The organism is Streptomyces indicus, assembly GCF_900100315.1.
Taxonomy (GTDB): Bacteria; Actinomycetota; Actinomycetes; order Streptomycetales; family Streptomycetaceae; genus Streptomyces; species Streptomyces indicus.
Window position 1 is genome coordinate 1 of sequence record NZ_FNFF01000023.1, and the last position, 12,822, is coordinate 12,822.

7 protein-coding genes, 2 tRNA genes, 1 other RNA gene and 1 pseudogene are annotated in these 12,822 nt (G+C 72.2%); 9 read left to right on the forward strand and 2 right to left on the reverse strand.

The window, feature by feature from the left end; genetic code table 11:
- Positions 1-935 precede the first annotated feature (935 nt).
- From BLT97_RS33715 to BLT97_RS33725, 3 genes and pseudogenes are all read left to right on the forward strand, one after another.
- Entirely contained in the window at positions 936-1,412 is a 477-nt protein-coding gene (locus BLT97_RS33715) for a hypothetical protein (RefSeq protein WP_093617233.1), read from the forward strand.
- Positions 1,413-1,589: 177 nt separating this feature from the next.
- Positions 1,590-2,285: a helix-turn-helix domain-containing protein gene (locus BLT97_RS33720; RefSeq protein ID WP_245769692.1), complete on the forward strand. Its 696-nt coding sequence runs from the start codon at positions 1,590-1,592 to the stop codon at positions 2,283-2,285.
- Positions 2,201-2,699, forward strand: a pseudogene (locus BLT97_RS33725) (site-specific integrase); the annotation flags it as partial. The gene BLT97_RS33720 and the pseudogene BLT97_RS33725, both read left to right, overlap by 85 nt.
- A 66-nt stretch (positions 2,700-2,765) precedes the next feature.
- On the opposite strand, the gene BLT97_RS33730 reads toward BLT97_RS33725, so the two are convergent.
- Positions 2,766-2,850, reverse strand: a tRNA-Ser gene (locus tag BLT97_RS33730).
- A gap of 108 nt (positions 2,851-2,958) precedes the next feature.
- Here BLT97_RS33730 and ffs point away from each other — a divergent pair.
- The 6 genes from ffs to BLT97_RS33760 all read left to right on the forward strand — a co-directional run bounded on the left by ffs (position 2,959) and on the right by BLT97_RS33760 (position 12,570).
- Positions 2,959-3,057, forward strand: an RNA gene (ffs, locus tag BLT97_RS33735) — signal recognition particle sRNA small type.
- A gap of 64 nt (positions 3,058-3,121) precedes the next feature.
- Complete coding sequence (locus BLT97_RS33740) at positions 3,122-5,512, forward strand: DNA polymerase III subunit gamma and tau (protein ID WP_093617235.1); 2,391 nt, start codon at positions 3,122-3,124, stop codon at positions 5,510-5,512.
- Positions 5,513-5,996: 484 nt separating this feature from the next.
- Positions 5,997-7,250, forward strand: a complete 1,254-nt coding sequence (gene purD / locus BLT97_RS33745; RefSeq protein WP_093617237.1) for a phosphoribosylamine--glycine ligase — start codon at positions 5,997-5,999, stop codon at positions 7,248-7,250.
- 351 nt (positions 7,251-7,601) lie between these two features.
- Positions 7,602-9,746, forward strand: a complete 2,145-nt coding sequence (locus BLT97_RS33750) for a hypothetical protein (protein WP_093617239.1) — start codon at positions 7,602-7,604, stop codon at positions 9,744-9,746.
- A gap of 284 nt (positions 9,747-10,030) precedes the next feature.
- On the forward strand, positions 10,031-11,548 hold the full coding sequence (locus BLT97_RS33755) for a N,N-dimethylformamidase beta subunit family domain-containing protein (RefSeq protein WP_093617241.1): 1,518 nt from the start codon (positions 10,031-10,033) through the stop codon (positions 11,546-11,548).
- Between the two features lie 116 nt (positions 11,549-11,664).
- A complete protein-coding gene (locus tag BLT97_RS33760; RefSeq protein ID WP_093617243.1) occupies positions 11,665-12,570 on the forward strand; it encodes a phosphoribosylaminoimidazolesuccinocarboxamide synthase in 906 nt (301 codons plus the stop codon).
- Between the two features lie 144 nt (positions 12,571-12,714).
- Here the strand turns inward: BLT97_RS33760 and BLT97_RS33765 are convergent.
- Positions 12,715-12,790: transfer RNA gene (locus BLT97_RS33765), tRNA-Gly, on the reverse strand.
- Between the last annotated feature and the right edge of the window lie 32 nt (positions 12,791-12,822).

Below are 12,822 nucleotides of genomic sequence, written 5' to 3' on the forward strand. Positions count from 1 at the left end.
AACTGACGGATCAGCGACCCCAGATCGTCACTCGACGTCTGCGACTGCGACCGCAGATTCGACAACACGGACGCACCCATGTCGAACTTCACGCGAACCCACCCCCGTGGATCTCGGTCTACCAGGCAGGACCGGGCTCGGCCCCGAAACCCCGTTCTGCGCATGCGAAACATATGCACCTCGGGCATCGATCATCCTCACCTGGATGCCCTTGCAAACACAACGTGAATCAGGCCAAAGCCCCTGCGCGATGCGTCGCGTGAACTCAGAGGAACGCACAGCGCCCGGCCGGGGCAACCTCATGCGGCAGGTGAGACGTCGGGGCGTGTGGTGCGTGCCCGCTTGTCAGCTACGCCCCCGACGATGCAGTGTGCGCGGCTTGCTCCCGCACACGGGCCCCGCGGGCTCCGACTCGACGACAGTCCGGTCCAGTGGCCCATTCGTCGAGCCGACTGGTCGCCTCCGGCTCGCCGGCGGAGGCAAGGGCCGAAGCGCGTCCGCGGCCGTCCGCTCTGCGCACCCGAGATCAGAACCGGGACCACCCCACGGCAAAGGGCCCGGCCGCTGAGCGGTCGGACCCTTTGCCTGCCCTGGTGGGCGAGTGCGGAGGATACGAGATTCGAACTCGTGAGGGGTTGCCCCCAACACGCTTTCCAACTGTGCGAGTGATCGTCTGGGGGCGTTCGTAGACGTTCGCGCGGCAGGTCAGAGGGGGTGCGCGGACGTCTGCGTACGACAGTGCTCTACGGCGAACTGGACAACGACCAGGACAACGGCGCTCAGTCCAAAGCGCGCGCCGCGACGGACCGCCGCCGACAGCTCCGGGCCTCTTTCGATCGGCTGAACCCGACGTAAATCTGGCCCTCGATCGAGTTGAGTCCGGAACTGTGGCCTCCGTCACGGCAAGTGAACGGGATGCCCGGTGGAATCGGCCCATGGTCTTGGTCTCTGCTGCGTTCTTCCTGGTCGTTCTCGTTGGCTCGCTTGTTGGCGCCGTTGCCCTCTTCGGGTACGGCATAGGCCAGCTACTGCCGGGTGCGGCGACGGCCCGCGACCGGGTCCTGCGCGGGAGTGCCGCGCTGACTGGGGCGGCGGCCGTGGCGCTTGTCGCGTGGGGGCTGCTTTGCGTGGGCGGCACGGTGGTCAGCGCAGAGGACGGCGGCGCGGACTCGTCGCCGATCATCCCGTGCCGCACCGGCGATGCGGATCGGGACGCGCTCATCACCGACTACTCGGTGTCGTACGTGCCACTCGGATTCAAATGCACTCGCAGCGACGGTGGTCGGTACCTAACGGACGATGTGCCGCCCTACGTGAATCCGGGTATCGCTGCCTTCGGCCTCACTGGCATCGGCGCTGCGTTCACGGTCGCCTTCCGCGCCAAATCGGCCGTACGCCATACCGCCCTCTGAGAGTTCTCCGACCCAGCAGGGCCTCGACAGATCACAGACCCGGACACTCCGTCCGGGTCTTCTCTTTTGCGGCGCCGCACTCTGAAGCGATGGCGGCGGCATCGGGCCCTCTGCCCTGCGATCCGTCCCATCGGTACCGTGAACAGCGCCCCTACTCAACAGCGGAGGCAGCACCCCATGCGTGGTCTTGGAGATCACCTCAGCATCGGCGAACGAATCGCGTTCTACCGCAAGCGCCGCGGATACACGCAAGAGGTGCTGGCCGGATTGGTTGGACGCAGCACAGATTGGCTGGCCAAGGCCGAGACCGGCCGGCGCAAGCCACCACGGATCGACATGCTCGCGGAGCTGGCGCGGATTCTGCGGGTCCCGCTGAGCGACTTGGTCGGGCAGAGCATCCTCGTAGAGGACGAGAAGCAGCGCGATGACATCCCCGCGATCCGTGACGCGCTCATGAGTCCCCGGCGCCTGTCGCGGCTGCTCTTCGGCCCTGAGGCGGATGTTCAGCTCCCGACTCCGGCGCCATCTGCGGTACGGGTCGAGAAGTCCTGGGACGACTACCAGGGCGGCCGACTCGGCAGCGTGATCGCGGCTCTTCCGGCTCTGCTCCAAGTCGCACAGGAGCTGGAAGACCGAGCGGCGCGGCGAGAAGCAGACCGGCGCGATTGCTGGGCAGTGTCCGCCCGCACGCACCACCTCGCGGCCACCACGCTCGCGAAGATCGGCGAGTCCGACCTTTCCTGGCTGGCGGCTGAGCGCGCCATGCAGGCGGCGGACTCGTCAGATGACCCTCTCGTACTCGCGTCCGCCGCACGGTCCGGCACTCACGCGCTGCTCGCCAACGGCCGCTACGAGGCGGCCACCCGTACGTAGTCGACAACGGCCGCATCGATGTGGACCACATGCCTCAGGAGCGCAGCGTCTCGCATCGCATCGACTTCGCTCGCGCGCTCTCGCTCGGTGGGCACGGCGACGATGCGTTCGGCGAGCCTCCCGAACACCGACTACCACGACTGGAAGCAGCTGCTCGAAGACGCTCAGGTCCGGGACGGTCGCTTGCACGACGCGCGGCACACGGCCGGGACAGTCCTGATGTTGCTGGGAGTCCCTGACCGGGTCATCGACCAGATCATGGGTTGGGAGCCCGGCGGCGCCGCGAGGATGCGGGCCCGGTACCTGCACGTGCCCGATGCACTCCTGAAGGAGGTCGCCCAGAAGATCGGGAAAGCGATCTGGGGAACCTCGGAAACAGGCCCTATGGACAAAGACCAGGACAACGGGGCCTGAGGACAACGACGAAGGCCCCGGCCGGTTTCCCGGTCGGGGCCTTCGTTCTGGCTGGTCAGCCAGCTGCGGAGGATACGAGATTCGAACTCGTGAGGGGTTGCCCCCAACACGCTTTCCAAGCGTGCGCCCTAGGCCTCTAGGCGAATCCTCCGCCGCAAACAATACAAGACGCGGAGGAGTGCTCGCGAACCCGTTCCCGGAGGTGGGGTGCGTGATCGGGACGGGCTCGTTCGCACGGCCCCGGATCGGGTACCCTTGGCGCAGCCCCTCACGTGGCGCTATCTGACTGAACTCCCCCAGGGCCGGAAGGCAGCAAGGGTAGGTCGGCTCTGGCGGGTGCGTGGGGGGCGCTTGCGTTTCCGGGTTCGGGTACGAGCTGTTCGTGGACCGGGCTGTCAGTGCGGGCCGATAACCTCGTATGCGTGTCGTCCCTTGCGCTGTACCGCCGTTATCGCCCGGAGTCGTTCGCCGAGGTCATCGGGCAGGAGCATGTGACCGACCCGCTGCAGCAGGCGCTGCGGAACAACCGGGTCAATCATGCGTACCTGTTCAGTGGCCCGCGCGGCTGCGGCAAGACGACGAGCGCGCGCATCCTCGCCCGCTGTCTCAACTGTGAGCAAGGTCCCACTCCGACCCCGTGCGGCGAGTGCCAGAGCTGCCGGGACCTGGCGCGGAACGGGCCGGGTTCGATCGACGTCATCGAGATCGACGCCGCCTCGCACGGTGGCGTGGACGACGCCCGTGATCTGCGCGAGAAGGCCTTCTTCGGGCCGGCCAGCAGCCGCTACAAGATCTACATCATCGACGAGGCCCACATGGTCACGTCGGCGGGCTTCAACGCCCTGCTCAAGGTGGTCGAGGAGCCGCCGGAGCACCTCAAGTTCATCTTCGCGACCACCGAGCCCGAGAAGGTCATCGGGACCATCCGGTCGCGTACGCACCACTATCCGTTCCGGCTCGTCCCGCCCGGCACCCTGCGCGAGTACCTCGGCGAGGTCTGTGGCAAGGAGGACATCCCCGTCGAGGACGGGGTGCTGCCGCTGGTCGTGCGCGCGGGCGCCGGTTCCGTACGTGACTCGATGTCCGTCATGGACCAGCTGCTCGCCGGCGCGGGCGCGGACGGTGTGACGTATGCCATGGCGACCGCGCTGCTCGGTTATACGGACGGTTCGCTGCTCGACTCCGTCGTCGAGGCCTTCGCCGCCGGTGACGGCGCCGCGGCCTTCGAGGTCGTCGACCGCGTCATCGAAGGCGGCAACGATCCGCGGCGCTTCGTGGCCGACCTGCTCGAGCGCCTGCGCGACCTGGTGATCCTGGCGGCCGTCCCGGACGCGGCCGAGAAGGGGCTGATCGACGCCCCCGCCGATGTCATCGAGCGCATGCAGGCCCAGGCGCGGAACTTCGGCGCCGCCGAACTCAGCCGCGCCGCCGACCTCGTCAACGAGGGCCTGACCGAGATGCGCGGCGCCACCTCGCCGCGTCTCCAGCTGGAGCTGATCTGCGCCCGCGTGCTGCTGCCCGCCGCGTACGACGACGAGCGCTCGATGTTGGCGAGGATCGACCGCCTGGAGCGCGGCGGCGGTGGTGCGGGAGCCGGCGGTGGGTTCGCCGGAGGGGCACAGACCGGGGGGCAGATGCCGTCCGGGCCGTCGATGGCCTACGTTCCCGGGCCCGACGCCCACGCCCCGCTGGACGCTCCCGGCCCCGCCGTACCGCCCGGCGGCGGCGCCGCGGCGGCCCGCGCCGCAGTGCGCGGCACCTCGACCCCTCCTCAGCCCGCTCCCCAGCAGGCACCAGCCCCGGCACCCCAGGCCCCCGCCCCGGCAGCAGCCCCGCAGCCAGGTGCCGGTCAGCCCGGCGGCGGCCAGCCGGGCGCCTGGCCCACCGCAGGGCCCAATGCAAACGCAGCCCCCACCACACCGCCCGCCCCTGCGACCCCCGCCCCGGCGGCATCTCCCTCAGAGCCTCCGGCCCAGCGGCCCGGCGCCTGGCCGGGCGCCGCGACCCCGGGCTCCGGCGGCCAGGCGTCCGGCGAGCGCCGCCCCGGCGGCTGGCCCACCGCGGCCACGGCCGGCGGCAGCGCAGCGCCGAACGGCGCACCGTCGCGCCCCCAGCCCGCCGCGCAGCCCGCGACTCCCGCCCCCCAGGCCCCGCCGGCCGCCGCACCGTCCGCCTCGCTCGGCGCCCCGCCGCCCGGCAGCCTGGACGCACGCTCGCTGTGGCCGAACATCCTGGAGGCGGTCAAGAACCGCCGCCGCTTCACCTGGATCCTGCTCAGCCAGAACGCGCAGGTGGCCGGCTTCGACGGCCAGACCCTCCAGCTCGGCTTCCTCAACGCGGGCGCCCGCGACAACTTCACGAGCAGCGGCAGCGAGGACGTACTCAAGCAGGCGCTGGCCGAGCAGTTCAACGCGCACTGGAAGATCGAGGCGATCGTCGACCCCTCGGGCGGCTCGGCCCCGCCCCCGGCGGCCACTGGTTTCGGCGGTTCCGGCGGTACGTACGGGGGCGGCCCCAGCGGTCCGCAAGGCGGCAGCGCCCCGCAGCGCCCCGCCGCCCCCGCACCCCAGCAGCCCGCCGCACCCGCCGCCCCGGCTCAGCCGGCGCCGGCCCCGGCGCCCGCCGCCCCGGCACCGCAGCCCTCCGCGCCCGCGCCGGCCCCGCCCTCGTACAACGAGGAGCCGCCGGTCTCCCTGGAGGACGACATCCCGGAGGAGGACGACCCGGACCTCGACGAGAGCGCCCTGAGCGGCCACGACCTGATCGTCCGCGAACTGGGCGCCACGATCATCGAGGAAATCGCCAACGAGTGACCTCGGGGTCCGGCGCCGTTGGGCCCGCATCGACGCTGCGGGCACGAGCCGTACGACACCGGCCGCGGGCCAGCCACGCCCCTCGTACGACACCGGGCGTGGCCGCGACGCGCACCCCCACCGGACCCGCGGCCGCGCTCCGGGCGTGAGGGGACGGGGAGGGGTGCCGGTTACACGGGCGCTCCCCACCCGGACGTGCACGCTCGCAGACTTGCGGCGCCATTGCCCGTGTAACCGGTACCCCGGACCGGCACCGACCCCAAACGAAACCCGCACGCGGGGCAGGACGCGAACCGCACCGCAGCCCGCACGCGAACCGCACCACAGCCGAACGCGAACCACGCCACAGCCGGCACGCGAACCGCACCACAGCGGGAGCCCCCAGAGTCACCCCACCGACCCCGACGATTTCAGACCATCCCACAACCCCTCCACAGCCCCCATCCGTGCAAACACACCGAACCCCCCGGCTAGGCTTCCCACCGTGAAGGCCCTCGTCATCGGCAGCGGTGCCCGCGAACACGCCCTGTGCCGCTCCCTGTCCCTCGACCCCGACGTCACCGCCCTGCACTGCGCCCCCGGCAACGCCGGCATCGCAGAGGTCGCCGAGCTGCACCAGGTCGACGCCCTCGACGGCGCCGCCGTCGCCGCGCTCGCCCGCGACCTGGAAGCCGACCTCGTCGTCGTCGGCCCCGAGGCCCCCCTCGTCGCAGGCGTCGCCGACGCCGTACGGGACGCGGGCATCCCCTGCTTCGGCCCGTCGAAGGAGGCCGCCCAGCTCGAGGGTTCGAAGGCCTTCGCCAAGGACGTGATGGCCGCCGCCGGCGTCCCCACCGCGCGCAGCTACGTCTGCACCACCGACGAGGAGATCGACGAGGCACTCGACGCCTTCGGAGCTCCGTACGTCGTCAAGGACGACGGGCTCGCGGCCGGCAAGGGCGTCGTCGTCACCGAGGACATCGAGCAGGCCCGCGCCCACGCCCGCGCCTGCGACCGCCTGGTCATCGAGGAGTTCCTCGACGGCCCCGAGGTCTCCCTCTTCGCCATCACCGACGGGGTCACGGTCCTGCCGCTCACCCCGGCCCAGGACTTCAAGCGCGCCCTCGACAACGACGAGGGTCCCAACACCGGCGGCATGGGCGCCTACTCACCGCTCCCGTGGGCCGACCCCAAGCTGGTCGACGAGGTCATGGAGACCGTCCTGCAGCCGACGGTCGACGAGCTGCGCCGCCGCGGCACCCCCTTCTCCGGCCTGCTGTACGCCGGCCTCGCGATCACGAGCCGCGGCGTACGCGTCATCGAGTTCAACGCACGCTTCGGCGACCCCGAGACCCAGGTGGTCCTCGCCCGCCTGAAGACCCCGCTCGCGGGTGTCCTCCTGAACGCTGCGAACGGCACCCTCGACGCCCAGGCCCCGCTGCGCTGGAGCGAGGAGGCGGCGGTGACCGTGGTCGTCGCCTCGCACAACTACCCGGGCACCCCGCGCACCGGCGACGTGATCGAGGGCCTGGACGAGGTGGCCGCACAGGATGCCCCGAACGCGTACGTCCTGCACGCCGGGACCCGGCACGACGGCGGGTCCGTGGTCAGCGCGGGCGGCCGGGTGCTCTCCGTGACCGCCACCGGCAAGGACCTGACCGAGGCCCGCGAGCGCGCCTACCGCGCTGTCGCCCGGATCCGCCTCGACGGCTCCCAGCACCGTACGGACATCGCCGCCAAGGCGGCCGCGGGCGCCTGACGGGGGAGGACACCGCCCCGCACGCCCGTCTTGCGCCGGACGCACACCCGTAACGCGCCCGACCGAGGCCGACCGAGGCCGAACCGCACCGGAAACAGGGCCGGACCTGACACAGGGTCCGGCCCTCTTTCGTCCCGCACCTTTGCCCAAAGCCATTCCATCGAGTGACCGATCCCCCATACGGCTGACGTGCCCCGAGGCCCCAACTAGGGTGCGGCGCAAGCGTTCCCGGGTGCCCGAAGCCAAACAGCCCACTGGCATTGCGATGTCAGTGACGGGTGCCACAGTGGGGGAGTGAGCAAAGCCGTCGCAGGACGAAGGGGGTGACCTCCGGCCGTGTCCGGAACGGGTATGGGTGGTGAGCGGGGCGCAGGAGGCGCACGTGCCCGCGCGCTCGCCGTCCTGCGCATCCGCAGCAGGGCCCTCGCGGTCGCCCTGCTGCCCGCCGCCGTGGCCGTCGTGCTGCTCGCGGGCGGGGTCACCGGCCGTCTGAGCGGCGGCAGTTGGGACCTGGCGCGCTGGATCGCGAGCGCCGTCGCCGTGGTCGTGCTGCTCGCCGCGGCCGCCGTCGCGCTGGTCGTGGCGCGTTCGAAGCCGGCCCTGAGCCCCACCGTTCCGATCGCCGAGGAGTCCGCCCCGGACCTCTACCGCCTGGTGCGCGACCTCGCCGACCGGCTCGACGTCCCGGCGCCCTCCGCGATAGCCCTGACGCCGGACTGCGACAGCTGGCTCGAGGACCGCACCCACCGCGCCCACGCACCGCCCCGCCCGGGTGTGGTGCAGCGGGTGCTCGCGGTCATACGCGGGCGGCGTGCGCTGCCGCCTGCCGGCGCGGCGGAAGCGGTATCCACGGGTGTACGGGGGGAAGGCGCCGCGGCGGTACGGGGGAGCGCGGGCACGGCCGTCCGCACCGACGAGGGCCAGGCCGTACGGGGGGATGTGAGCCAGGCGGTACGCGGCGCGGACGCCGCCGTCGTCCGGGCGGGCGAGACCGTCTCCGCACATCGTGACGCCGCCGACGCGGGCCCGGTCGCCCCCGTCCTGGTGATCGGCTCCCCGTTCCTGTGGTGGATGCGCGTCGCGGAGCTGCGCGCGCTGCTCGCCCCCGTCGTAGCCGGTACGGGACCCTCCGCCCACCCCGACATAGCCGCCGCCCGCCGTTTCGTGCGGGGTCTGGACGCCGCGGTCGCGGTGACCGAGCGGCCAGGGCGCGGGCCGGTGGCCCGCACGGTGCTCGGCTGGGTCGGCTGGGTGTCGCGGCTGATGCTGCGCTCCTGCCGCGACCATGCGGCGGAGATGGAGCGCGGGGTGGCGGCGGCCGCCGCCGACCGCGCGCAGACGGTGGACTACGGGTTGCGGATCGTGGCCCAGGAGCAGGTCGGTCTCGCGTACGCGGGCTGGGACCGGCTGCTCACGAAGGTGGCGCTGCCCGCCTGGAGGATGGGCCGCTGGCCCTCGCGCCTGGACGCCGGCGTCGTGGCCGCGCTGACCGAGCTGTCCCGCCGCGACCGGCTCGCGGAAGGCTTCGCCTCACGGCTCGGCGAGCGGCCCGCGTGCGATCTGCTGGAGGAGCCCGGCGCGGTGGACGAGGCCGCGTCCCTCCTCGCGGCCCGGCTGTTCCACGGGGAGCAGGGGGCCGGCTGGGCGCCCGTCGACTGGCAGGACTATCCGGAGGAGATCGTCGACCGCAAGTGGCGTACGGACGCGGCCCGTCTGCACCGCGCGCTGGACTCGCTGGGCGTGGGCCGGGCGACGGCCCCGGACATGGACCCGCAGGCGCCCACGCTGGAGCGGGTGATGGAGCACCTGTCGGCTGCCGCGGCGGCCGACGACGGTACGCGTACGGAGTCCGGCGCCGCGGACCATCTCGGTACCGATGCCGACGTGCCGGTCACCTCCGAGATCACCGAGGTGCGCGACGCCTCCGACGAGCTGATCAGCCCCGACCCCATCGACGGGCGCGACGCCACCAACACCCCTGGCACCACTGGCGCACCCGTCACTGCCGACGCACCCGTCACCGCCGATCACCCCGATCCCTCCGACGACCACCTCCCCATCGTCCCGCCCGAGGGCCGTGACCCCGCCGAGGCCCTCACCCTCGCCCCGCAGAGCGAGCAACTCGCCGCGCTGCTCAGCGTCGAGCTCTCCCGCGAGGAGACCGCGGCGCCGCGCACCCCGCCCCAGCCCGCCCCCGAGCTCGCGGCCTGGGACGAGGCTCTGCTGCCGCTGTTCCCGATGCAACCGCCGCGGTCAGGGCGGGAGTTGCTGGCCGACCACGTCACCGCGATGGTCTGCTGCGCCGCCGTCGACACGGCCGGCGCCGCCCCCGGCCTCGACTGGCTCGACGGCCCGACCCTGATGGTGAACGGGGAGCGGACCGCCGACCTCGCCCCCCGGGTCCTCAGCCTCGTCGAGGAAGGCGACCCGGAGCCGCTGCGCGGCTGGCTCGCGGGCCTGGGCGTCCGCCCGGAGAAGCCGGTCCGCCTGGTGTGACGCCCCCGCCGCACCCCAGCCCACCGCACCGGAGCGCCACGTTCCGTTCACGTCAATTCACGACGAACGGTGACGGGATGCGTGCGTAATGTGATGTGCTGGGACCGGCCGCCGACATGGACAGGACGGCAGCCGGCCACCGACAGGCCGGCCCGCCGCATCCGAAACGGCCGGAGACCGGAGACAAAAGACCGGGGACCGGAGACGAAAGACCGGTGACCGGGACCGGACCGAGCGGCGGGCCCGGCAGAAGCAGAACCCGGGGGACGAGGGAGGGGAGCAGCATGGGCAACAGCAGAGTGCCGAAGAGCGGGACGCCGAGGGCGGCCGCGCCGATCAGGCGCTGGGAGTCCGGCGCCCTCGCCCACGCCGTGAGCGACCCCTTCGGCCAGGGCCCGCTCCCGTGGCTGCGCGGCAGCGAGCACTACTTCGACGACACCGGCCAGGTCGTCCCCTGGTACCTCGACCATGCCCCGGCACCCGGCGCACGCATCCCCGCACCCCGCAGCACCACCGGTCCGCGCACCGCCGACGACGTCCACCAGCAGATCAAGGGATTCACCTCCACGGGTGCCGCCGCCCCCGGCGACTCCCTCGACTTCCACATCACCGTGGACCCGCCGCAGCAGTTCAGCGTCGACATCTACCGGATCGGGCACTACGGCGGGGACGGCGCCGCGAAGATCACCACGAGCCCCCGGCTCTCCGGCATCGTCCAGCCACCCCCGCTGACCGCCGACCGCACGGTCTCCTGCCACCACTGGTGGCTCTCCTGGCGGCTGCAGATCCCGAGTTACTGGAACACGGGCGCGTACGTGGCGGTCCTCACCACCATGGACGGCTACCGCTCGCACATCCCGTTCACGGTCCGCGACGACCGCCCGGCCGATCTGCTGCTCCTGCTGCCCGACGTGACCTGGCAGGCGTACAACCTCTACCCGGAGGACGGCCGCACGGGCGCGAGCCTCTACCACGCGTGGGACGAGGACGGCTCGCTGCTCGGCGAGAGCGACGCGGCGACCACGGTCTCCTTCGACCGCCCGTACGCGGGCGCGGGCCTGCCCCTGCACGTGGGCCACGCCTACGACTTCATCCGCTGGGCCGAGCGCTACGGGTACGACCTCGCGTACGCCGACACCCGCGATCTGCACGCGGGCCGCGTGGATCCGACCCGCTACCGGGGCCTGGTCTTCCCGGGCCACGACGAGTACTGGTCGGTGCCGATGCGCCGTACCACCGAGCAGGCCCGCGACAGCGGCACCTCCCTGGTCTTCCTCTCCGCCAACACCATGTACTGGCAGGTGGAGTTGAGTCCCTCGCCCTCCGGCGTGCCCGACCGCCTCCTCACCTGCCGCAAGCGCCGCGGCCCCGGAAAGGCCGCCCTGTGGCGTGAAGTCGACCGCCCCGAGCAGCAGTTGATGGGCATCCAGTACGCCGGCCGCGTACCGGAGCCGTCCCCCCTCGTCGTCCGCAATGCCGACCACTGGCTGTGGGACGCGACGGGCGCGCACGAGGGCGACGAGATCGAGGGCCTGGTCGCGGGCGAGGCCGACCGCTACTTCCCGCGCACCCAGTTGCCCGAGCACCAGAGCCGCATCCTGCTCGCCCACTCCCCGTACCAGGACGGGGACGGGGCGCGGCGCCATCAGGAGACCTCGCTGTACCGGGCGCCGTCCGGTGCGCTGGTCTTCGCCTCCGGTACGTTCGCGTGGTCCCCGGCCCTGGACCGCCCCGGCCATGTGGACACCCGTGTCCAGCGCGCGACCGCCAATCTCCTCGACCGCATCTGCAAGCGCGACTGAGGCGAGCCGGGCACGGGCGCGACCCTGAGCCGCACGCCCGTGCCGCCCACCGTGGTCGGCGGACCCTCCGCGATAGGCGAGAATCGGACTGCTGGCCGAAACGACGGGGAGGAACCATGCCCGGATTCGTAGAAAAGCCCGAGCCGATCGAGGTGCCGGGCCTGGTGCACCTGCACACCGGCAAGGTGCGGGACCTGTACCAGAACGAAGCGGGCGACCTCGTGATGGTCGCCAGCAACCGCACCTCGGCGATGGACTGGGTGCTGCCCACCGAGATCCCCGACAAGGGCCGCATCCTCACGCAGCTGTCCCTGTGGTGGTTCGACCAGCTCGCGGACCTCGTCCCCAACCACGTGCTGTCCACCGAGGTCCCGGTCGGCGCGCCCGCGGACTGGGCGGGCCGCGTCCTGATCTGCAAGTCGCTGCGGATGGTCCCGGTGGAGTGCGTCGCGCGCGGCTATCTCACCGGCTCGGGCCTGCTCGAATACGAGGAGTCCCGCACGGTCTGCGGCCTCGCCCTGCCGGAGGGCCTGGTCGACGGCTCCGAGCTGCCCGCGCCGATCTTCACGCCCGCCATGAAGGCCGCGGTCGGCGAGCACGACGAGAACGTGTCGTACGAGGAAGTCGCCCGCGAGGTCGGCGCCGAGACCGCCGCCCAGCTGCGCCAGACCACCCTCGCCGTCTACGGCCGGGCCCGCGACATCGCCCGTGACCGGGGCATCATCCTCGCGGACACGAAGTTCGAGTTCGGCTTCGACGGGGACACCCTGGTGCTCGCGGACGAGGTGCTCACCCCCGACTCCTCGCGCTTCTGGCCGGCGGACCAGTGGCAGCCGGGGCAGACCCAGCCGTCCTTCGACAAGCAGATCATCCGGAACTGGCTGAAGTCCGCCGAGGCGGGCTGGGAGCGCCAGGGCCCCGACGGCGAGAACCCGCCCCCGCCGCTGTCCGCCGAGATCGTGGAGCGCACGCGCTCGCGCTACATCGAGGCGTACGAGCTTTTGACGGGCACCGCCTGGTAGCCGCCACGGGCCCGGTCCCCGGACCGGGCCCCACGCGAAAGCCCGCACCGGCCCCACGCGGAGGACCGCGCACCGGCCGCACACGAAAGGCCCCGCACGGCCCCACGCGAAAGGCCCCCGGTGAAAACCGGGGGCCTTTCCTTGTGGAGCGAACGACGAGGTTCGAACTCGCGACCTCAACCTTGGCAAGGTTGCGCTCTACCAACTGAGCTACGTTCGCATCGCGCTGGGCTTTTCGCCGTGGCGCGGAGA